At 68.3% G+C, this 20668-nt stretch carries 17 protein-coding genes and 6 pseudogenes; 3 read left to right on the top strand and 20 right to left on the bottom strand.

Going from position 1 to position 20668, the window contains the following annotated elements; genetic code table 11:
* Positions 1–184 precede the first annotated feature (184 nt).
* From leuA to KIV56_RS01130, 9 genes and pseudogenes are all read right to left on the bottom strand, one after another.
* Positions 185–1957, bottom strand: coding sequence for a 2-isopropylmalate synthase (gene leuA / locus KIV56_RS01165; RefSeq protein WP_281534844.1), 1773 nt, complete (start codon positions 1955–1957; stop codon positions 185–187).
* 225 nt (positions 1958–2182) lie between these two features.
* Positions 2183–2827: an ABC transporter permease gene (locus tag KIV56_RS01160; RefSeq protein ID WP_281534843.1), complete on the bottom strand. Its 645-nt coding sequence runs from the start codon at positions 2825–2827 to the stop codon at positions 2183–2185.
* Positions 2827–3591, bottom strand: a complete 765-nt coding sequence (locus tag KIV56_RS01155; RefSeq protein ID WP_281534842.1) for an FtsX-like permease family protein — start codon at positions 3589–3591, stop codon at positions 2827–2829. Before KIV56_RS01155 ends, KIV56_RS01160 begins: the two co-directional genes overlap by 1 nt.
* Complete coding sequence (locus KIV56_RS01150; protein ID WP_281534841.1) at positions 3588–4349, bottom strand: ABC transporter ATP-binding protein; 762 nt, start codon at positions 4347–4349, stop codon at positions 3588–3590. The genes KIV56_RS01155 and KIV56_RS01150 overlap by 4 nt, the downstream gene beginning before the upstream one ends.
* Positions 4350–4449: 100 nt before the next feature.
* Positions 4450–5142 carry a response regulator gene (locus KIV56_RS01145; RefSeq protein WP_281534840.1) on the bottom strand — a complete coding sequence of 231 codons (693 nt, stop codon included), beginning with the start codon at positions 5140–5142 and terminating at the stop codon, positions 4450–4452.
* Positions 5139–5444: an ATP-binding protein gene (locus tag KIV56_RS19365; RefSeq protein WP_348648448.1), complete on the bottom strand. Its 306-nt coding sequence runs from the start codon at positions 5442–5444 to the stop codon at positions 5139–5141. The genes KIV56_RS01145 and KIV56_RS19365 overlap by 4 nt, the downstream gene beginning before the upstream one ends.
* 205 nt (positions 5445–5649) lie before the next feature.
* Positions 5650–6405: pseudogene (locus tag KIV56_RS20105) on the bottom strand (DUF7134 domain-containing protein); the annotation flags it as partial.
* Positions 6406–6559: 154 nt separating this feature from the next.
* Entirely contained in the window at positions 6560–7039 is a 480-nt protein-coding gene (locus tag KIV56_RS01135; protein ID WP_281534838.1) for a DUF2156 domain-containing protein, read from the bottom strand.
* Between the two features lie 82 nt (positions 7040–7121).
* Positions 7122–7538 (bottom strand): annotated as a pseudogene (locus tag KIV56_RS01130) (phosphatidylglycerol lysyltransferase domain-containing protein); the annotation flags it as partial.
* A gap of 1075 nt (positions 7539–8613) precedes the next feature.
* On the opposite strand from KIV56_RS01130, the gene KIV56_RS01125 reads away from it, so the two are divergent.
* Positions 8614–8943, top strand: coding sequence for a hypothetical protein (locus tag KIV56_RS01125; protein WP_281534837.1), 330 nt, complete (start codon positions 8614–8616; stop codon positions 8941–8943).
* 197 nt (positions 8944–9140) lie between these two features.
* On the opposite strand, the gene KIV56_RS01120 is transcribed toward KIV56_RS01125, so the two are convergent.
* From KIV56_RS01120 to hrcA, 9 genes and pseudogenes are all read right to left on the bottom strand, one after another.
* Entirely contained in the window at positions 9141–10403 is a 1263-nt protein-coding gene (locus tag KIV56_RS01120) for an alpha/beta hydrolase (protein WP_281534836.1), read from the bottom strand.
* A gap of 135 nt (positions 10404–10538) precedes the next feature.
* Positions 10539–11443: pseudogene (gene era / locus KIV56_RS01115) on the bottom strand (GTPase Era).
* Positions 11427–12756, bottom strand: a pseudogene (locus tag KIV56_RS01110) (hemolysin family protein). Before KIV56_RS01110 ends, era begins: the two co-directional pseudogenes overlap by 17 nt.
* Positions 12753–13220: an rRNA maturation RNase YbeY gene (gene ybeY / locus KIV56_RS01105; RefSeq protein WP_281534835.1), complete on the bottom strand. Its 468-nt coding sequence runs from the start codon at positions 13218–13220 to the stop codon at positions 12753–12755. Before ybeY ends, KIV56_RS01110 begins: the two are co-directional and overlap by 4 nt.
* Positions 13217–14233, bottom strand: a complete 1017-nt coding sequence (locus KIV56_RS01100) for a PhoH family protein (RefSeq protein WP_281536246.1) — start codon at positions 14231–14233, stop codon at positions 13217–13219. The genes ybeY and KIV56_RS01100 overlap by 4 nt, the downstream gene beginning before the upstream one ends.
* A 94-nt stretch (positions 14234–14327) precedes the next feature.
* Positions 14328–14717 carry an HIT domain-containing protein gene (locus KIV56_RS01095; RefSeq protein WP_281534834.1) on the bottom strand — a complete coding sequence of 130 codons (390 nt, stop codon included), beginning with the start codon at positions 14715–14717 and terminating at the stop codon, positions 14328–14330.
* Positions 14718–14766: 49 nt separating this feature from the next.
* A pseudogene (locus tag KIV56_RS01090) lies at positions 14767–15532 on the bottom strand (16S rRNA (uracil(1498)-N(3))-methyltransferase).
* Positions 15533–15536: 4 nt separating this feature from the next.
* Entirely contained in the window at positions 15537–16655 is a 1119-nt protein-coding gene (gene dnaJ, locus KIV56_RS01085) for a molecular chaperone DnaJ (RefSeq protein WP_281534833.1), read from the bottom strand.
* Positions 16656–16717: 62 nt separating this feature from the next.
* Complete coding sequence (hrcA, locus tag KIV56_RS01080) at positions 16718–17731, bottom strand: heat-inducible transcriptional repressor HrcA (RefSeq protein WP_281534832.1); 1014 nt, start codon at positions 17729–17731, stop codon at positions 16718–16720.
* Positions 17732–17898: 167 nt separating this feature from the next.
* On the opposite strand from hrcA, the gene KIV56_RS01075 reads away from it, so the two are divergent.
* On the top strand, positions 17899–18327 hold the full coding sequence (locus KIV56_RS01075; RefSeq protein ID WP_281534831.1) for a DUF4870 domain-containing protein: 429 nt from the start codon (positions 17899–17901) through the stop codon (positions 18325–18327).
* 78 nt (positions 18328–18405) lie between these two features.
* On the top strand, positions 18406–18777 hold the full coding sequence (locus KIV56_RS01070; RefSeq protein ID WP_281534830.1) for a DUF4870 domain-containing protein: 372 nt from the start codon (positions 18406–18408) through the stop codon (positions 18775–18777).
* An 11-nt stretch (positions 18778–18788) separates the two neighbouring features.
* Here the strand turns inward: KIV56_RS01070 and hemW are convergent.
* Positions 18789–20016, bottom strand: a pseudogene (gene hemW / locus KIV56_RS01065) (radical SAM family heme chaperone HemW).
* A gap of 2 nt (positions 20017–20018) precedes the next feature.
* Positions 20019–20666, bottom strand: a complete 648-nt coding sequence (locus KIV56_RS01060; RefSeq protein WP_281534829.1) for a DUF1990 family protein — start codon at positions 20664–20666, stop codon at positions 20019–20021.
* Between the last annotated feature and the right edge of the window lie 2 nt (positions 20667–20668).

Genomic DNA, 20668 nt, shown 5'->3' with positions numbered 1-20668 from the left:
GGGCGATCTGCCAAGTGGCGGATCGCCCCGATTGTCTGTCTTGACGTCTGTGTGGTCTTGACGTCGTGGTGGTCTTGACGTCTGAGTGGTCTTGACGTCTGTGTGGTCTTGACTTCGGGTCGTCTTGACTTCTGTGCTGCCGTGACCTCTGTGCTGTCGGGCCTCTGTGCTGGCCGTGGAGGCGCTAGGCCGGGACGCCTGCCAGGGCGAGGTCGCCTGCCGCCGCACGGATGCCGCGGTTGACCGCGGAGACGACGGCCTTCAGTGAGGCGGTCGAGATGTCGGCGTCGATGCCGACGCCCCAGTAGCGCCGGCCGTTGACGTCGAGTTCGACGTAGGACGCGGCGAGGGCGTCTCCGCCGGCGGACATGGCGTGTTCGACGTAGTCATAGAGGGTGATTGCGATGCCGCGCTCCGCCATGATGCCCAGGAACGCCGCGATCGGACCGTTGCCCGCGCCTTCGACGCGCTCGACCCCGTCGTCATCCCGGAGGTCGACGGTGAGGTCGACGCGGCCGCCCAGGTCGCTCGACGTCCGGGTAGAGAACAGTTCGAACCGGCCCCACTTGTCATCGGGGTGCCCACTGGAACTCGGCAGGTACTCGTCGTTGAAGATGTCCCAGATCTGTTCGCTCGTGACTTCCCCGCCCTCGGCGTCCGTCTTGGATTGGACGACCCCGGAGAATTCGATCTGGAGCTTGCGGGGCAGGTCGAGGGCGTGGTCGGTCTTGAGGAGGTAGGCGACGCCGCCCTTGCCGGACTGCGAGTTGACCCGGATGACTGCTTCGTAGCTGCGACCGAGGTCCTTCGGGTCAACGGGCAGGTAAGGCACCGCCCACTGCAGTTCGTCGACGGACCGGCCTTGCGCCGCGGCATCCGCCGCCATGGCCTCGAAGCCCTTCTTGATGGCGTCCTGGTGCGAGCCGCTGAAGGCGGTGAAGACGAGGTCTCCTGCCCAGGGGCTGCGTTCGGGAACGGGCAACTGGTTGCAGTATTCGGCGGTCCGCTTGACCTCGTCGATGTTGCCGAAGTCGATCTGCGGGTCGATGCCCTGGGTGAACAGGTTGATGCCGAGAGCGACGAGGTCGACGTTTCCGGTGCGTTCGCCGTTGCCGAAGAGGCAGCCTTCGATCCGGTCCGCGCCGGCGAGGTAGCCGAGTTCCGCCGCCGCGATCGCGGTGCCGCGGTCGTTGTGCGGGTGCAGGGAGATCAGGAGGTTCTCACGCTGGTCGAGGTGCCTCGACATCCATTCGATCGAGTCGGCGTAGACGTTCGGGGTGGCCATTTCGACGGTCGCGGGCAGGTTGATGATGACCTTCCGCTCCGGGGTCGGCTCGAGGACAGCGATGACCTGGTTGCAGACCTCGACCGCGAATTCGAGTTCGGTGCCGGTGTAGCTTTCCGGAGAGTACTCGTAGTAGATCGTCGTGCCGGGCACGGTCGCTTCGAGGGCGCGGCAGGTGCGGGCCCCGAAGAGGGCGATGTCGATGATGCCCTGCTTGTCCTCGCGGAAGACGACCTCGCGCTGCAGAACGCTCGTGGAGTTGTAGAGGTGCACGATGGCCTGCTTGGCGCCGGCGATCGATTCGTAGGTGCGCCGGATCAGGTGTTCCCTGGCCTGGGTGAGCACCTGGATCGTGACGTCGTCCGGGATGGCGTCCTCGTCGATGAGGCTGCGCACGAAGTCGAAGTCGGTTTGGCTGGCCGACGGGAAGCCGACCTCGATCTCCTTGTAGCCCATGCGCACGAGCATGTCGAACATGATGCGCTTGCGCTCCGGGCTCATCGGGTCGATCAGCGCCTGGTTGCCGTCGCGCAGGTCGACGGCGCACCAGCGCGGCGCGACCTCGATGTGCTTCGAGGGCCAGGTGCGATCGGGCAGGTCGACCGCGAACTGCTCGTGGTACGGACGGTACTTGTGGATCGGCATCGTCGATGCGGACTGGGTGTTTCTCATGGTCGTGATCTCCTCGCTGGGGTTGGGATAGCCAACAACAAACGCCGCGACGAGGGAGGCCTCAGATTAGGACTCGTCGCGGCAGCGAAGGAGGAGCCTGACCGAACAACACACAGGAATGCTAACACCGATTCGCGGCCGGCATCCTGAAAATCGGCTGAAGCGGCACACGACGGATGCCGCGCACCCGTCGTGGGCGCGGCATCCGCCCTGGGGCAGCCAGCCTCAACCGGCCGCGAGGGCCGCGACCGGCGGTATGGACACCGCCCGGCGGGTGGGCAGGATCGTCGCGCCAACGGCGAGAACGGCGGTCCCTGCCACGCAGAGGACGACAAGCACCCAGGGAATCGACGGCGCCACCAGGCCCGCATGGGTGACGGAGCCGAACAGCGATTGCGCTGCAGCCCAGCCGTATGCGACTCCGAGCACGAGGCCGAGCGCGACGGCCGCGACGGTCATCTGCACGCTCTCGGCGAGGATCATCGCGCGCACCTGCCGTCCGGTGAAACCGAGGGCCCGGAGCAGACCGATCTCGCGGGAACGCTGCATCACGCTCAGCGCCAGGTTGTTGACCATGCCGATCGCGGCGATCAGCGCGCTGAAGCCGACGAGCACCGAGATCACGGCGAGGCTGGTCGACAGGGTCTCCGAGATGTCCGCGCGCGCAGCGGCGTCTTCCATCAACGGCTGCATCATCGTTTCGAAGGTCGAGCCTGCCACGGCGAACATGGTGATGAGCGTCACCCCGATGACGAGTCCGATGGTGGTGCGGGCGGAACGCTCCGGATGTTGCCTCGCGTTGGCGACGGCGAGCTTTGCCGGTGCGCTGCCGCCCAGGAGCGCACCGACCAGGCTCAGCATGGGAGGCATCACCAGGTGCGACCCCAGCACAAGGCCGGTGAACGAGAGCAGCCCCCGACGAGTCCGAGCAGGACGCCGTATTCGGTGACCTGCCCGACCCAGACTCCCCCTGCGAGGAACAGCACGCCCGTGGCCATCAGCACGATCGAGAACACGGTGCGGACCGGGCGCCTGGTCGACTCCTCGAGGGAGCGCTCCTCTGCCGCGCCGACGGCCTGCATCGGGCTGACGGCGAGCACCCGGCGAGACCCGACCCACGCAGCGCACCAGGTGGACAACACGACGATCACGACGGGCAGGGCGAGCAGGGGCTCGAGGAGGTGGTAGCCGAGATCGGGGATCAGCGCGGTGCCGAAGGCGATCCGGACCCCGACGAAACTCAGCAGGATGCCGACGACGGCGCCCAGAACGGCTCCCGCGAGCCCCACCTTCAGCCCGTCGAGGGCCACGGCGCGGCGCTGGTCGCCGGCGCTCGACCCGATCAGGCGCATGAGCGCGATCGTGCGGGTCCGACCGGCGATGACGGTGGCCACCGTGTTGGTGGTCACGATCGCACTCACGTACACCGCAATCGTGATGAACAGGAATGCGACGATCGATAGGGCGGAACGAACCGCGGACAGCTGGGACAGATCATTGCCGCTGACAACCGTGGCGAGCACGCTCGTCGTCTCCAGGAGAACGACCCCGAAGGCCGATGCGAGCGCCGCCACGAGCAGGCTGGCCCCACGGCCGGCGTGCCCGGTGGCGCGGGCAGTTTCGCTGCCGCTCATGCGCGCTGCTCCATGCCGAGCATGATGCCGGAGATCTCTTCCGCGGTGGATCGTTCCCGGTCCTCGACGACCCTGCCGTCGGCGAGGAAGAGGATGCGGTCGGCGAAGCTCGCCGCGATGGGGTCGTGGGTGACCATGGCGATGCTCTGGCCGTAGCCGGTGCTCGCCGCCTTAAGAAGGGTGAGCACTTCGCGCCCGCTCCGGGAATCGAGGTTTCCGGTCGGCTCGTCGGCGAAGACCAGCTCGGGCCTGGTGGCCAGGGCCCGCGCGATCGCCACGCGCTGTTGCTGGCCACCGGACAGCTCGTGCGGGCGGTGCATGAGCCGGTCGCCGAGGCCGAGGGAGTCGGTGAGCTGGTCGATCCAGTCCTTCTCTGCCGCATCCGGCCGCCGCCCGTCGAGGGCGAACGGCAGGGTGATGTTCCCCCGCACGTCCAGCGTCGGGACGAGGTTGAACGACTGGAAGATGAAGCCGATCCGGCGGCGGCGCAGGACCGTCAGTTCCGAGTCGCCCAGGCCGGTGATCTCGGTTTCACCCAGCCAAACCCGACCGGAGCTTGCCTCGTCCAGTCCCGCCATGATGTGCATCAGGGTCGACTTGCCGGAGCCACTCGGCCCCATGATCGCCGTGAACTGGCCGCGACCGATGCCGATGGACACGTCGTCGAGCGCCGCTACCGAGGTGGTGGCTGATCCATAGTTTTTACAGAGGTTGGTGACTCTGGCCGCGAGGCCGAGTTCTGCAGATGTGATTTCCATGCTTCAACGTTAGGAATCGCTCCCCCAGCACCGCATCGGGCAGCAGAGGTATCCCGGACACCAAGGGGATGACTCCCGGCCGAACCGGGTCATCCGCTCGTTACTCCGTGAGGCCGTGCTGGAAGGCATACACGACGAGCTGAACCCGGTCGCGGAGGATGAGCTTCGAGAGGATGCGGCTGATGTGCGTCTTGACGGTGGCCTCACTGAGGAATTCCCGCGCCGCGATCTCCGCGTTGCTGAGGCCCAAGGCAGCGAGGGCGAAGATGTCACGTTCGCGGCTGGTCAGCGTGCCGAATGCCTCGGGTTCCACCGGCTGCGCGGGGGCCGGTGCGTCGAAGTGAGCGAAGAGTTCGCGGGTCGCCGACGCTGCGATGACGGCGTTGCCGGCGTGCACGGTGCGGATTGCGGCCAGCAGGAACTCGGGATCCGCGTCCTTGAGCAGGAAGCCGCTCGCCCCGCCCCGGATGGCGCGGCTCGCGCTTTCGTCGAGTTCGAAGGTCGTGAGGACGACGATGCGCGGCGGCGTCACGCCGGCGGCCTCCGCCGCGGCCAGAATGGCGATGGTCGCGTCGATGCCGTCCATCACGGGCATCCGGATGTCCATCAGGATCACGTCCGGACTGACTGCGGCGGCCATGGTGACGCCCGCAGCACCGCTGCCCGCCTCGCCGACGAACTCGAGGTCGGCCTGCGAGGACACCAGCATCCGGATCCCGGCACGGAAGAGCGCCTGGTCGTCGACCAGGGCGACACGGATGCGCGGGGCGTCCGCCGCCGCGACCTCGCTCATGCTCGCACCTCGGGTACCGGTGCGGGGAGCACGCCGGCCGTTTTCGTGGCCGTCGGCAGACGTGCGGCGACGCTGAAAACCCCTCCTATCGGCCCGGCCGTCAGACTACCGCCGGCGAGGAGCGCCCGCTCCCGCATCCCGGGCAGCCCGTGGCCGTTCTCCGCGCGCGGGGCCGGCGCCGCCGGAAGCCGCAGGGCATTGTCGATCGTCACGGCGACCCAGTCGGGGGTCCAGTCGAGACGGAGGGCCACGGTCCGGCCGGTGTCCCCGTGCCGGAGGGCGTTCGTGAGCGCCTCCTGCACGATCCGGTAGACCGCGAGCCTGGGCGCCGGAGCCGAGGGCGGCGGGCGTGCCGGTCGTCGTCCAGTCGATGTCGAGTCCCGTCCCGCGCATCTGTTCGACGAGCCGGTCGAGGTCGGCGAGCACGGGTTGCGGTCCGGTGACCGAATCCTGGCGCAGCCGGGCGAGCAGGATCCGGACGTCTCCGAGGGCCTCGCGCGCGGTCGTGGAGATCGTGGTGAGCGCCTCGTCGACGGCCTCGGGGTTCCGCAAGCGTGCGTAGCGCGCTCCGTCGGCCTGGGCGATCACGACGGCCAGCGAGTGCGCGACGACATCGTGCATGTCCCTCGCGATGCGGTTGCGCTCCTGCTCAACGACCACGGCCCGCTCTGCCGCCCGCTGCTCTTCGAGGGCACGGTATTGGGTGAATCTGCTCTCCCTCGCGGTCTGCCGGGTGCGCTTCAGCAGGCCCAGGGTCCAGGACAGGCCGAGCACGGCGAGGCTGACGAAGGACAGCATCGCCGTCGACCAGGCCAGGGCGCCGATGGTCCCCTGCGCGAGCGCTGTGCCGAAGTATCCCAGACCGTGCTGCGCGACCGCGAGGTAGACCCCGGCCACCACGGCGCCGACGCCGACGGAGATCAGGCCGGCCCTGCGCGTGGCGGGTCCGGCATAGGCCGCCGTGACGTAGAGCACGGCCAGGACCGCGACGTCGCCGCCGAGCACCGGCTCGCCGGCCAGCATCTGCACGGCCGCGGCCAGCCACGCGAGGGTCAGGGCCAGGGCGGGCGAGAACCGGCGCACCGCGAGAGCCGCAGCGAACGTGATCAGGACGACGACGGTCGCGGGGCTGCCCGAGTCGGCCAGCAGGAGGAGAAGGAAGAAGAGGCCGGCGATGACGATGTCGAGGGCCAGCGAACGACGGGGAATGTCGCGAATCCAGCGGTACCGCGCCGCGCGCGTGGACACTCCCGGCTCGGTCATCCTCCCAGCGTACGGCTCTCCGCGCGTCGGGCAGGGGCGGCGGCCGAACCTCATCCGGAAGAACACCCGAAATCCTCCGTGCGATGTACGCGCGAGCGGTCTGATCGGGTCAGGCAGGGTCGGCCCAGGCCAGGCCCGGCCAGTTGAGGTCAGGTCAGGCCAGGCTCCTGGCGAAGGCGAGGGCCTCCCACACCGAGAGGGCCGGCAGGTATGCCCGGGCGAGTGCGAGTCCGATCGCGGGGAGAGCGACCGGGTCCGGGTATGCCATGAAGAGCGGGTGAAACTCGGGCTGGAACTTGCGCTTGAAGGCGAGAAGCGAGCGGAACCCGTATACGGGCTCGAGGCTACGCCCGAGGAAGTCGATGAACCGGGAGGCCAGGCTTGACGCCCGTTTGTCCCCGTCACCAGAACCGGTCTGGGCGAGCGGGGCCGCTGAGAGGCTCAGGAATTCGATCTCGGGCTGTTCGCTCATCTGCCGGGCAGTCTGCGCGATCAGGAACTCCATGACACCGTTCATGCTCTCCGGGCGGCGGCGCATGAAGTCGAGCGTCCAGCCGATCACCTGCCCGTCCCGATAGCTCGGGAGCCAACTGGTCACGGCGTGCACGACATCGCTCTCGTCGATCGCCAGCATGAGCCGGACGGCCGGGTCGCGGAGCCTCGTCGAGACCGCCGAGGGTGAATCCGAGTTCGGGGAGCTCCTTCTCCTGCACCCAGAGCTCCGAGATCTCGGCGATCTGCACGCTCTCGAGCACGGGCAGTGCCCGGTAGCTGGTCCATTCCGCGCGCACGCCCGCGCGTTCCGCCCGGTTGATCGACGAGCGGATGTCCTGCCACTTCTTCCCGGTCGTGTCCCAGGTCTTGGGCCTCAGGATCGTCTCTTCGCCGATGCCCATGGTCTGCCAGCCCATTCGCGCGAAAGTCGCCTGCCAGCTGCCGTGCAGGCTGTAGAAGACCGGGACCCAGCCGTGGTCGTCGCACATGATGGCGAAGTCGGCGATCGCACGCGCGGCGTCTTCGACGGGTCCGACCGGCTCGGTCGTGGTGATCGCGACGCCGGTCTCCACCCGGTACGCGATGGCGGTCGAGCCGGATGCGTTGAACCAGAGCGAGTTCCCCTCCCACGTGGTCATGTATGCGAGGGACCCGCCGCCTCCCTTGGTGAGGATCTCCCGCAGCCGCGCTGCATCGTCGCTCAGGCCACCGGCGACGGTGCTGCGCATGCACTGGATCGCACCGATGATGACGATCGTCCAGAACACCGGCCCGACCCACTGGTAGAGCAAGGTCGACGCCCAGTCGGTCGGCAGGAACGAGAGTCGTTCGAGACGCAGGAATCCGACAGGGATGAATCGCTCGGGGACGTCGCTGACGAGGTCGACCAGGGAAACGGCCGGGGTGAACCGGTCGCTGAGGGCCAGCCCGCCGATGACGTACGCGGCCGCGAGGGCGAAGAAGGAGACCACGGTCGTCAGGAAGAAGCGGCGCAGCCGGCCGGGCCTGCTGTGCACGGGGAAGCGGCGCAGGTTCACCACGATGAGCACCGCGGTCGCGAGCGGAACCAGCACGGAGACGACGAGCACGACGGCGACCTCCCAGTACTGGAAGGACCGCCAGTGCCAGACGTACGGCTGGCCGGAGATGGGCAGGAGGCCGTAGTACCAGGCGCCGAGGACGGCCATGCCGGTGTTCACGGCAATCGCGAGCCAGGCCGCGAATCGTCTCCCCCGCACGATACCGAAGGCGGCGACGATCAGGGTGAGGAGCGGCAGCAACGAGACGAGCACCGGCCCCACGCCGGCCACGCGCTCGAGAGTCAGTTCGTGCACGCACTGCCGGGTGATGTCGCCCAGGAGGCACCGGTCCACGACATCGGTGACGGAGGGCACGTCCTGGGTGAGCAGGAGCCCGAGTGGTGCGAGCAGGCCGAACCGGGTTCCGGAGAAGATCGTGATCACCGGGCCGACGGCAAGGATCCCGAGCACGGAGGCGAGAAGTGTCCGCGTCTCGCGATGCGAACTGCGGCGCCAGGTCAGGTCGATCCGGCGGGGCCGGAAGACGGCCCCGAGCGCCAGCCCCGCGAGGGCCCCGAGGAGGCGGTAGACATCGGAAGGCTGGCCGGAGTAGAGCACGAGCACGAGGGCGATCACGAGGGTGAAGACGCGAATGCGTCGCCGCCAGAGCGGCCCTGCGAAGCTGCTCGCCGCCATGATCGTGCCGAAGATCGGCGTGAACGGGTCGAGCGCCCAGAGCTCGCTGACGCCCCCTCGACCACATCTCTCCGGTCGCGACCCCGGCATCCTGAAGCAGGAGACCGATCCCGGTGCCGAGGATCGCCGTCGACAGGAAGGCGACGACCGTTCGGCCGCTCCCGAGAAGATGCTCGGCATAGCCGAGGACCACGAGAGTCGCGAGGATCGCGAGCAGGAGTTCCGCGAGGTTGTCCACGAGGAACACGCTCGTGATCGGAGACCACCAGTGCCCGCTGTCGATGACCGATTCGTAACCGGTTCCGAACCAGAGCCGGATCCACCGTGACGGACCCTGGACGATGCCCGTCGTGAGGGCGAGCGCGACCAGGATGACCGCGTAGCCGAGGGACACCGGCTGCTTCCTGAGCCGCCGCCAGACGACTCGGCCGGTGAGGACGAGACCGGCTCCGGCCCGGGCAAGCCGCCCGGCTTCTGCCGTTCCGGCAGGACTGTGCGGGCCTCCTGTGGATGTCGACGTCGTACTCACGGCGTCACCGCGAGTCCGGTCCGGGCAGCGATGAGCGGCAGGGCGGTCGTCCAGGCGAATTGCACGGTGTGCCAGTCGTGTGCGGTCCCCGGTGAGACGATCAGGTCTGTTCCTGCGCCGGCGGCGGTCGCCGCCGCGTCGAGGGTGTTGGCCCAGGCCAGGAACCGCGTGTCACCGGCGCCCACGGCGAAGATGATGTGCAGGTTCGAATAGGGGGCGTGCGCGGCAAGGACCGCGGCTGGCGCGGCGGCGGCGTACGCGGCGGAATTGCCGGCGAATCCGGTCTGGACCGTGTGGGCCGCATCCCCGTTCCTGGGCGCAAGCTCGCCGGAGATGTCGAGAATGGTACTGAAGAGCTCCGGATGCGCGGCACCGAGCTGGATCGAGCAGGTGCCTCCCTGGGAGAACCCCGCAATGGTCCACCCGGCCGGGCTCACGGCGACGGAGAAGGTAGACCGGATCCAGGCCGGCACGTCGACAGTGAGGTAGGTGGCACTGTTGCCGAGTGCTGAGTCGACGCACATCGGGTTGCGGTCCGCGGCCCCCAGCTGGTCGGGAACGACGATGATGGGGGTCTCGCCGGAATGGGAGGCGGCGTACGTGTCGAGGATGGTGTCGAGTTTTCCTGCAGTGAAGACGTCGGCCGGTGTCCCAGGCTGACCGGAGAGCATCACGACGACCGGGAGCACGGGCGGATGTGCAGTACGGGCGGCGGCGGGCAGGTACACCATGGCGGGGCGCGCATCGAAGCCGGACACGGTTGCCGGAATCGTAACGGTCCCGACGCTTCCAGACGTCTGCCCGACGCTGCTCGCGGTTACGCCGCTCCCGGAGAAGTCGAGTGCGCCGTACAGCGGAACGCCGAGCGCCGCCCGCACCGTGGTGTACTGACCGAAGTCGGCGTTGACGCCTGCGGCCGCGGAGAGGAGGCAAAGCGGGATCACGGCGATCGCGAGGCCGCGCCGCCAGCCGCGCCCGGCCAGCGTGTTGATCGCAAGGCCGATCCCCGCGAAGGCGGCCACGACCCAGCCGCGGGTCACCATCGACAGGGATACCCCGAACAGGTCCCAGACATCGCTTGTCAGCCAGGCGAGGACCCAACCGAGGAGCGCCCCTGCCGACAGGCTCACGGCGACACGGAAGAAGGCGATCCCGCTGTACCGGCGGGCGAGCACGAGGACGATGGCCAGGGCTGTGAGGACGTAGAGCACCACCACGACGGGTCCAGCAACGATGCTGGTGTCAAGCAATGCAGCCATTTCGGTTTCCTCCCTCCCTACCCTCACACTCGGAGGCGGGGCCGGCCCGCCAAACCGCCGGGTTCTGAGGAAGGCTTCAGGGAATGGTGCTGGCGGGCACGCCCTTCCCCAGCAAAGGGTCAGGGCGCGGCACGATCAGAAGCCGAGGCGGCCGAGCCTGCTTCGGGTCGCGCTGCCATTCCTTGGCGACCTTGACCCGCAAGGAGAGGAAGACTCGCTTGCCGACCAGGGGTTCGATCTGCTTGCGCGCGCGCACCCCGACGTCCTTGAGCCGGCTGCCGGACTTACCGATGATGATGCCCTTCTGGCTGTCCCGCTCGACGAACAGGTTGGCGTAGACCTCGACCAGTTCCTGATCGTCGCGTTCGATGATGTCGTCGATCGTCACGGCGATGGAGTGCGGCAGTTCGTCGGTGACGCCCTCGAGCGCCGCCTCACGGATGTACTCGGAAATGCGCGATTCGAGGCTTTCGTCCGTGACGGCATCCGCCGGGTAGAGCGGGGCGTCGGAAAGCGGCAGGAGGCGCAGGAGCTCGGCGGCGAGGATGTCCAGCTGGATGCGGCTCGTCGACGAGATCGGCACGATCGCTTCCCAGTCCCGGAGCGCGGACACCGCGAGCAGCTGGTTGGCGACGCTCGTCTTCGAGGACAGGTCGATCTTGGTCACGATCGCGACCTTGCGGGCCCGCGGGAAGTTGTCGAGCCTGCTCGTTGATGAACCGGTCTCCAGGGCCGATCGGCTCGTTGGCGGGGATGCACAGGCCGACCACGTCGACACCGGCGAGCGTGGACTGGACGAGGCTGTTGAGTCGCTCGCCGAGCAGGGTCCGCGGCTTGTGGATGCCGGGCGTGTCCACGAGGATCAGCTGACCGTCCTTCTGGTGCACGATCCCGCGGATGGCCCGCCGTGTCGTCTGCGGCTTGGAGGAGGTGATGGCGACCTTTTCGCCGACCAGGGCATTGGTGAGGGTCGACTTGCCGACGTTGGGTCGACCGACGAACGATACGAATCCCGCCCGGAAATCATTTTCTGTGGTCATGACCGTTTACTCCCTCATCGTCCGTCACTCCGAGGAATGCGGCCTGCGCCTCGATCAGCGCTTCGTCTCGTTGGACCAGCACTGTGCTGATCCGTTTGCGGCGGCCCTCCGTGCGTTCAGCGGTGAGGACCAGCCCGCTCGTGCGTGCGACCGACCCGGCTACGGGCAGTCGTCCGAGGGCCTTTGCCAGCAGTCCGCCGACCGAATCGACCTCGTCGTCGTCGAGTTCGAGGTCGAACAGTTCGCCGAGTTCATCGACCGGGAGCCGGGCGCTGACCCGGAACCGGCCGTGGCCGAGGTCTTCAACCTCGACGACGTCACGGTCGTACTCGTCGGAAATGTCGCCGACGAGTTCTTCGATCAGGTCTTCAAGCGTGACCAGGCCCGCTATGCCACCATACTCGTCGACGACCATGGCAAGGTGGTTCGACTCGAGCCTGCATCTGCCGGAGCAGCTCGTCGACCTTCTTCGATTCGGGGACGAACACTGCGGGCCGCGCGAGGTCGCCGACGGTGAGGCTCTCGATGTTCGGCGGTCGCTCGTAGACGAGCCGGGCCACGTCGCGGAGGTAGACAATGCCCGTGACGTCGTCGACTTCGCCGTCGATGACAGGCACCCGGGAGAAGCCCTTGCTCAGGAACAGTCCCATGGCTTCGCCGAGGGACGCGCCGACCTCGATCGTCACCATGTCCGTGCGCGGAATCATGACCTCGCGCACGACGGTGTCGTTGAACTCGAAGATGGAGTGGATGAGTTCCCGGTCGTCCTCTTCGAGCACGTCGAGCTCCGTTGCCTCGTCGACCATGCTGAGCAGCTGGTCCTCGGAGGTGAAGGTGGCGAGACGCGTGCGCCCGGGGGTGACCCGGTTGCCGAGTGCGACGAGGGCGTTCGCGATCGGTCCGAGCAGCACGCGCAGGAAGTGCACGAGCGGCGCCGTGCCGGTGAGCAACCCGACAGGGTGCGCCCGCCCGACGCTGCGCGGGCTCGCACCGACCAGGACGAAGGAGACTGCCGTCATGAGGGCGGCCGACAGGATGAGGGCGAGCCAGAGTTGTTCGATCGTCGTCGCGAAGACGAGGGTCACAAGCACCGCAGAGGTCGTCTCGGCGATGATCCTCATGAAGCTGATCGCATTGAGGTGGGCGCCGGTGTCCGCGGAGATCGCGCGGAGGGACCGCTTCGCCCGGTGGGTCTCGGCGAGTTCATTGATGTCGACCCGGGAGAGGGCGAGGACGGCGGAATCGACGGCGGCCATCAAGCCGCCGAAGGCGACCAGGACGATGGCCGCCAGGAGAAACCACCCGATGCTCATTTGGTTCGGCGGCGTTCCTGCATGGCGAAGCCGATCAGGATGTCGCGCTGGATGCCGAACATCTCCTTCTCCTCTTCGGGTTCGGCGTGGTCGAAGCCGAGGAGGTGCAGGATTCCGTGCGCGGTCAGCAGGAGGAGCTCGTCGAGCGTCGAATGGCCGGCCGTCTCCGCCTGACCCTGGGCGACCTGCGGGCAGAGCACGATATCGCCGAGCAGGCCCGCGGGCGTTTCGGCGTCCTCGGTGCCCGGCCGGAGTTCGTCCATCGGGAAGCTCAGCACATCCGTCGGCCCCGGCTCATCCATCCACTGCACGTGCAGCTGCTCCATCGCGCCCTCGTCGACGAGGAGGATCGCGAGGTCGGCGTCCGCGTGCACGTGCATGGTGTCGAGGGCGAAAGCCGCGAGGCGCTGGAGCGCGACCTCGTCGACCGGGATGTTCGATTCGTTGTTGATTTCAATGCTCATGAGGGTCTCCGTTTCGGAAAGCGGTCGCGGATGCCGCCGGGGCGTTCTGGGCCGCGTTTGACGAATTCGTGGGCCTGTTCGCTTTCGATGCGCTGGGCCTGCCTGAGTGCGTCGTATTCGGTCCAGGCGTCGACGATCCTGCCGACGAGGGAATGGCGCACGACATCCGCGCTCGTCAGGCGCACGAAGCGGATGTCGTCCACCGCGTCGAGCACCCGGGTCACGAGCCGCAGTCCGCTCGTTCCGGCCGGCAGGTCGATCTGGGTGACGTCGCCGGTGACGACCATCTTCGACCCGAAGCCGAGCCGGGTGAGGAACATCTTCATCTGTTCCGGCGTCGTGTTCTGCGCCTCGTCGAGGACGACGAAGGAGTTGTTCAGGGTGCGGCCACGCATGTAGGCGAGCGGGGCGACCTCGATCGTGCCTGCCGCGAGCAGTTTGGGCAGGAGTTCCGGCTCCATCATCTCGCCGAGCGCGTCGTAGAGCGGGCGGAGATAGGGGTCGATCTTGTCGGTCAGGGTGCCGGGCAGGAAGCCGAGTCGCTCCCCCGCTTCGACGGCCGGGCGGGTGAGGATGATCCGCCCGACCTCCTTGCGCTGCAGCGCCTGCACGGCCTTCGCCATGGCGAGGTAGGTCTTGCCGGTTCCGGCGGGGCCGATCCCGAACACGATCGTGTCGGTGTCGATGGCGTCGACGTATTCCTTCTGGCCGATCGTCTTCGCGCGGATGCTCTTGCCCCGTGAGGTGAGGATCGGCGGCCCGAGACGGACGGAGGGGCTCGAGGCGCTGTCTTCGCCGAGCATCCGGGCGCTCGACACGACCTCGGCAGGGGCGAGGTCGCGGCCCTCGCGGATCATCACGAGCAGTTCTTCGATCAGACGCCGGGCGGCGGCGACCTGGGTCGGCTCGCCGGAGAGCGTCATCTCGTTGCCACGGACGTGCACGCTGACCGCGGGGTGTTCCTTCTCGATCGCTCCGAGCAGCCGGTCCTGGGCTCCGAGGAGGCGCACCATGGCGACCCCGTCGATGAGGATCCGGGTGTCGACGGTCGACGCGGGAGGCACGGCACCGGACGGCTCCGACCCGGGGAGCCCGTCGCCTCTGAACTCAGACGGAGCCAAGTGTGCCCTCTCCGAGTGAGCCGGTCGCCGGGTCCGTCGCGGGCTTCTGGGCGAGCACGTGGGCGTGGACGTGGAACACGGTCTGGCCGGCGGAGGCGCCGGTGTTGAAGACGAGGCGGAACTGGCCGTCGGAGAGGTCGGTGGCGACCTGTCCGGCCACCGCGACGAGCTCGGCAAGCAAGCCGGGATCGCCGGCTGCGAGTTCGACGACATTGCGATACGCCTCGGTCTTCGTCGTGACGACGATGTGCACGGGGGCCTGCGGGTTGATGTCCGTGAATGCGATGATGCGGTCGGTCTCGGCGACGATGGTCGCCGGGATTTCCCGTGCGACGATGCGGCTGAAGACGGAGGGTTCTGCGCCGGTTTCTGACATGGTCCTATCTTAAACGGCAGGTCGCCCGGCAGGGGTCACCAGCGGACGGTCACCAACGGGCGAGGGCGGCGTTGAGCACGGCGAGGGCGGCGGGCCCTGCCGTCGAGGTGCGCAGCACGGTGTCGCCGAGGCGCACCCGCACGGCACCCGCGGATTCCAGCAGGCTCGAGTTCCGAGGCCGCGATGCCGCCTTCCGGGCCGACGACGAGCACGATGTCCCGCGCCGCTCCTGCCTGATCGTCGGCCCCGGCGTCGTGCGCCGGAAACCGGGTCAACCGAAGCTCGGCGGTGGGCTCGAGGAGCAGCATCCGGGTGTCCCGCGCCAGCACGGCGAGTTGTTTGGTGCTCGTGAGCTCTGCGACCTCGGGAAGCCAGGCCCGGATCGACTGCTTGGACGCTTCCCGCACGATGGCACGCCAGCGATCCCGGCCCTTGGCGATCTTGGGGCCCTCCCACCGCGTCACCGAGCGGGATGCAGCCCACGGGACGACACCGTCGACCCCGAGTTCGGTCGCGGCCTGCACGGCCATCTCGTCGCGGTCGCCCTTGGCGAGTGCCTGCACGAGGCGGATGCGCGGGCTCGGCCTCTCGATGTTTCGTGCGCCGTCGATCCGCAGGGCCAGCCGGCCGGGCTCGGCGTCCTCGACGGTCGCCTCGAGGAGCAAGCCGGACCCGTTTCCGGCGAGCAGGTGCTCCCCCGGCCGGACCCGGCTCACGGTGACCGCGTGCCTGGCCTCCGCACCGATGATGGTCGCGAGGGCCCCGACGGGGCAGTCCTCCGCCCGGAGGGACTCGTCGATGAAGAAGTGAGCCATTCGGTTAGACGCGGAACCGGTCGCGGAGCTTCGCGAAGAGCCCCTGCTGCACCGCACTGAGCGCGGGCGCCGGGGACTTGTGCCGCGCGGCGAACTGTTCGATCAGTTCCCGTTCCTTGTGGTCGAGCTTGGTCGGCGTCACGACGTGGATTCCGACCTTCAGGTCGCCGCGGCCGTTGCCGCGGAGGCGCGAGACTCCGCGGTCCTTGACCGTGATGACCTCGGAGCCCTGCACTCCGGCACGGATCTCGACGGTGATGTCGCCGTCGAGGGCCTTGACCGTTGTGGTCGTGCCGAGGATCGCATCCGTCATGGGCACGTCGAGGGTGCAGAGCAGGTCGTCACCGTCGCGGCTGAACACGTCGTGGTGGCGAACCTTCATTTCGAGGTACAGGTCACCGTTGGGGCCGCCGGCGGGGCCGGCTTCTCCGCTGCCGGGCATCTGCAGGCGGAGCCCGGTGTCGACGCCGGCGGGGATGTCGACGGGAACCGTGCGGCGCGCGCGGACGCGGCCCTGGCCCTGGCAGGTCACGCACGGGGTGGCGATGATGGTGCCGAAACCGCGGCAGGAGCCGCACGGGCTCGACGTCATGACGTTGCCGAGGAGGGAGCGCACGGCGCGCTGGATGTTGCCGGTGCCGTGGCAGATGTCGCACGTGACGGGTGCGGTGCCCGGCTGGCAGCAGGTGCCGCTGCAGGTCGCGCAGACGATGGCCGTGTCGACCTCGAGGTCGCGGTGGGTTCCGAAGATGATCTCGTCGAGGTCGAGTTCGACCCGGATCAGCGCGTCCTGGCCGCGTTCCCGGCGGGATCGGGGCCCGCGGCTTCCGCCGCCGCCCCCTCCGCCGAAGAAGGTCTCGAAGATGTCGCCGAAGTTGCCGAAGTTGCCGTCGAAACCGGCGTTTCCGCCCGTTCGGCCGTTGCCGCCGTGGTCGTAGTTCTCACGCTGCTTCGCGTCACTCAGCACGTCGTAGGCGTGGGTGACGTGCTTGAACCGCTCCGACGCATCTGCGCCGGGGTTCACGTCGGGGTGGAGCTGGCGGGCGAGGCGGCGGTACGCCTTCTTGATCTCGTCGGTGGAGGCATCGCGTGCGACGCCGAGTACTTCGTAATGGTCAGCCAAAGCTGGCTCTCCTAGGTCTGTTTTCGTAGGTGTGCGGCGTGGGGGCTGGTCGGGAGACTCGCCTATTCGAGCAGGCGGGACAGGTAGCGGGCGACGGCACGGACGGCCGCCATGTTGTTCGAGTAGTCCATCCGGGTGGGGCCCAGGACGCCGAGGCGGGCAAGGTCTCCACCCTGCGAGCTGTAGCCGCTCGTCAGCACACTCGTCTCGGAGAGGCCGAAGGGTGCGTTCTCCCTGCCGATACTCACCGACACCCCGTGCTGGTCGGTGGCCATCTCACCGAAGAGGCGCAGCAGGACGACCTGCTCCTCGATGGCCTCGAGCACCGGGTAGATGCTCCCGGTGAAGTCTTCCTCTGTGCGCACGAGGTTGGCGGCTCCCGCCATCACGAGCCGCTCCTGCCGGTTCGCACCGACCTGGTCGCGGAGGGTGAGGGTGACGAGGGACACGAGGTCGGGTTGCTCGCCGGCCAGGTCGGCGGCATCCGTGAGCACGGTCGCTGCCGCGCTCATGCTGAGGCCCACCACGGCGGCGTTGAGACGGGCGCGGAGCCGGACCAGCAGGTGTTCCTCGAGCGGCCGGGGAAGCTCGATCACGCGTTGCTCGACCCGGCCGGCATCCGTGATCAGCACGGACAGGAGCCGGGTCTCCGAGAGCGGCACGAGCTCGATGTGGCGCACCTTCGCGCGGGACAGCGAGGGGTACTGCACGAGCGCGACCTGGTGGGTGAGCTGGGAGAGGAGCCGGACGCTGCGGGCGAGGACCTCGTCGAGGTCGGCGGACTGCCCGAGGAACGTTTCGATGGCCTGGCGCTGCGCCGCGGACAGCGGGCGCAGATCGGCGAGGTGATCGACGAAGAGGCGGTACCCCTTGTCGGTCGGGATCCGCCCTGAGGAGGTGTGCGGGGCGATGATGAGCTCCTCCTCCTCGAGGAGAGCCATGTCATTGCGAATGGTCGCCGCGGACACTCCGAAGGAATGCCGGTCAACGATGGTTTTTGAGCCGACGGGCTCGCGCGAGGCGACGTAGTCTTGGACTATGACCCGCAGAACTTCGAGGCTGCGATCCGAAACCATGACTGAATCGCCTCCTTTCCGGGTGACTGGGTGCCGGCGACTTTGGCACTCACAGCGTTTGACTGCCAATCATATCGCGACACACGGGGACACCCCCATTGCTAGCGGATCATTGGGCGCAGTACCTTGAGTCTTGTAATGGTCCCCCATCCGCATGGAAAGGCACGATGATGAGCAATTCAACCGGTAACAGCGGCGAAGATCCGAACCTGGGCCAGCGGCCCCCGCAGCAGCCGTACCAGCCGGCGGCACCCACTCCCGTTGCCGCCGTTCCCCTCACCGAGACCGAGGACCGCCAGTGGGCGTCGTTCGCGCACCTCGGCGGCATCATCAGCTTCCTGCCGTCGCTGATCATCTGGCTCGTGTTCAAGGACCGCGGCCGTTTCACCGACCAGGAAGCGAAGGAGGCGCTGAACTTCCAGATCACGATCGCGATCATCTACGTGATCGGCTGGATCCTCACGGTCGTCCTGATCGGCGGCCTGATCAACCTCGCGGCGTTCGTCGTCTCCATCATCTTCTCGGTCCTCGGCTTCCTGAAGGCGAAGGACGGCCAGGCCTACCGCTACCCCTTCGCCCTGCGTCTGATCAAGTAGCCCGGCGCACGGCGGAACCCACACGCCCGGAGTAACTCGCGGGACCAGCACAACCGACAACGCGCACAAGGAGCCCGAATGTCCACCACCCCACCCCCCGCCAATTCCTACCAGCCCGTCACTCCGATGAACCCGTCGGACGAACGGCTGTGGGCCACCCTGATCCACGTGGGCGGAATCCTCTTCGAATTCCTGCCTGCGCTCATCGGTTACCTCGTACTCAAGGACCGCGGCCCGTTCATCCGGGCACACGCGGCGACGGCGCTCAATTTCCAGATCACCCTGCTGATCGCGTACGTGGTGGCGAGCATCCTTCTTTTCGCGTTCATCGGCCTGCTGCTGCTGCCGGCGATCTGGGTTCTCAGCGTTGTGTTCAGCATCCTCGCCGCCCTCGCGGCCAACAAGGGCGAGTACTACACCTACCCGCTCACCATCAAGTTCGTCAGCTAGACCGCAGAACCTTAGTCCGCGAGCAGCCGCCGCACGACGGCGTCCGCGAGAAGCCGCCCTCTCCTGGTCAATTCGACCGTCCCGGAGAGGGCGGCTTTCGCGTTGATGAGCTCATCGGCGATGAGACCGGCAACCTCGCGGCGACCGAGCCTGCGAGAGCGTGTCGATCCGGATGCCCTCCCGGATGCGGGTGAGCAGCAGGACTCTCTCGACCTCCCGGGTGGTCGCGTCGAGGGTTTCCCGCCCGGCGGCCGGCGAATCACCGGCGAGTATCCGGTCCGCGTATGCCGAGGGGTGCTTGACGTTCCACCAGCGCACGCCGCCGACGTGGCTGTGCGCACCGGGCCCGACCCCCCACCAGTCCTGGCTGCGCCAGTACGCGAGGTTGTGCCTGGACCGGTGTGCGGCATCCGTGGCCCAGTTGCTGACCTCGTACCAGCCGTAGCCGGCGGCCTCGAGGAGCTCGTCGGCGAGTTCGTAGTACTCCGCCTGGGTGTCCTCGTCGACGGGTGAAAGCTCGCCGCGGCGGATCTGCCTCGCGAGTTTCGTACCGTCCTCGACGATGAGCGAGTATGCGCTGATGTGGTTCGGGGCGAGCCCGATGGCCTGCTCGAGGCTCGCACGCCAGTCGGCGCGGGTCTCCCCCGGTGTGCCGTAGATGAGGTCGAGGCTCACGTCGAGGCCGGCGTCGCGCGCCCAGCCGGTCACGAGCGGGATCCGCTCCGGATCGTGGGTGCGCTCGAGGGTCGCGAGCACCCGGGGCACGGCGGACTGCATGCCGAACGAGACCCTGGTGAAGCCGGCGGCGGCGAGGGCGTCGAGGTAGGCGGCGTCGACCGAGTCCGGGTTGGCTTCTGTGGTCACTTCGGCGCCGGACTCGAGGCCCCAGGTGTCGCGGACGGAGTCGAGCATCCGCACGAGGTCCGCGGCGGGCAGCAGTGTGGGGGTGCCGCCGCCGAAGAACACCGTCGCGGCCTCCCGGTCGGGAACCCCGGAGTCGCGGAGGATTCGTCCGGCGGACTCGACCTCGGCGACGGCCTGTCCGGCGTAGTCGTGCTGGGAGGCTCCGCGCAGCTCGGTCGCCGTGTAGGTGTTGAAGTCGCAGTAGCCACAGCGCACCCGGCAGAAGGGCACGTGCAGGTACACGCCGAAGTCGCGCTCGTGGGCTCCCACGGCGGCGGATGCCGGGAGCAGCCCGTCACGCGGGGCGGGGTCGCCGAGAGGCAGGGCGCTGCCCACGGTCAGACCGCGCCGACCGGGTGCAGGGCGCGCAGGTACCTGGCGGTGAACTTCGCCTGCTGCAGCCGGACGATCGGCCAGGCGAGTCGGTAGAACCAGGTGCTCGGGCGGGAGAATGCCCGGATCGTCAGCCAGACGGAGTCGTCGTCGTGTCGTTCGACGATGAACGCTTCCTCGCCGCTCGCGGGGTGGCCGGGCAGGGTGCCGTAGCCGAAGCCGATCCGGTCGGCCTCGTCGATGACGTAAACGACGCGCACGGGCGAGTCGACGGTGAACGGGCCGACCGCGACCGAGAGGCGCGCGGACATGCCGTTCACGATGTACGGAGTGCCGTCGTCGGCGAACGTCGCCTCGTCGACGGGATGCGCCTGGTTCGTCGACGGGGTGCCGTCCTGGTCGAACACGATCCCGGTGTACTGCACGCCGGTGCCGGGGAGGAGGTCGGTGACGGTCATGCCGCTGCCGAGCTGCACCCCCCAAGTCATCAGGAACGCCGCGGCGGTGCGGAACCGTTCGGCGCCGCTGCCGAGGCGCACGGTGCGTTCGAGCGGCCGGTAGCCGCGGGGCGGGTACCGGAGCAGGTCGGGGGCGAGGGTGCCGCCGATCGCCGTGTACGTCACGGCGGCGTCGGTGAAGGTGGACCGGCGCATCC

Origin of the sequence: Cryobacterium breve (assembly GCF_027594785.1) — a bacterium.
GTDB lineage: Bacteria > Actinomycetota > Actinomycetes > Actinomycetales > Microbacteriaceae > Cryobacterium > Cryobacterium breve_A.
This window is presented reverse-complemented; position numbering and strand designations above follow the sequence as displayed.

Coding starts and splice junctions, on each gene's coding strand:
- leuA (WP_281534844.1), bottom strand. CDS start 1,957: ATGAGAAACACCCAGTCCGCATCGACGATGCCGATCCACAAGTACCGT.
- KIV56_RS01160 (WP_281534843.1), bottom strand. CDS start 2,827: ATGCCTCCCATGCTGAGCCTGGTCGGTGCGCTCCTGGGCGGCAGCGCA.
- KIV56_RS01155 (WP_281534842.1), bottom strand. CDS start 3,591: ATGAGCGGCAGCGAAACTGCCCGCGCCACCGGGCACGCCGGCCGTGGG.
- KIV56_RS01150 (WP_281534841.1), bottom strand. CDS start 4,349: ATGGAAATCACATCTGCAGAACTCGGCCTCGCGGCCAGAGTCACCAAC.
- KIV56_RS01145 (WP_281534840.1), bottom strand. CDS start 5,142: ATGAGCGAGGTCGCGGCGGCGGACGCCCCGCGCATCCGTGTCGCCCTG.
- KIV56_RS01135 (WP_281534838.1), bottom strand. CDS start 7,039: ATGCTGGCGATCGACGAGAGCGATGTCGTGCACGCCGTGACCAGTTGG.
- KIV56_RS01125 (WP_281534837.1), top strand. CDS start 8,614: ATGATCGTGCCGAAGATCGGCGTGAACGGGTCGAGCGCCCAGAGCTCG.
- KIV56_RS01120 (WP_281534836.1), bottom strand. CDS start 10,403: ATGGCTGCATTGCTTGACACCAGCATCGTTGCTGGACCCGTCGTGGTG.
- ybeY (WP_281534835.1), bottom strand. CDS start 13,220: ATGAGCATTGAAATCAACAACGAATCGAACATCCCGGTCGACGAGGTC.
- KIV56_RS01100 (WP_281536246.1), bottom strand. CDS start 14,233: ATGGTGCGCCTCCTCGGAGCCCAGGACCGGCTGCTCGGAGCGATCGAG.
- KIV56_RS01095 (WP_281534834.1), bottom strand. CDS start 14,717: ATGTCAGAAACCGGCGCAGAACCCTCCGTCTTCAGCCGCATCGTCGCA.
- hrcA (WP_281534832.1), bottom strand. CDS start 17,731: ATGGTTTCGGATCGCAGCCTCGAAGTTCTGCGGGTCATAGTCCAAGAC.
- KIV56_RS01075 (WP_281534831.1), top strand. CDS start 17,899: ATGATGAGCAATTCAACCGGTAACAGCGGCGAAGATCCGAACCTGGGC.
- KIV56_RS01070 (WP_281534830.1), top strand. CDS start 18,406: ATGTCCACCACCCCACCCCCCGCCAATTCCTACCAGCCCGTCACTCCG.
- KIV56_RS01060 (WP_281534829.1), bottom strand. CDS start 20,666: ATGCGCCGGTCCACCTTCACCGACGCCGCCGTGACGTACACGGCGATC.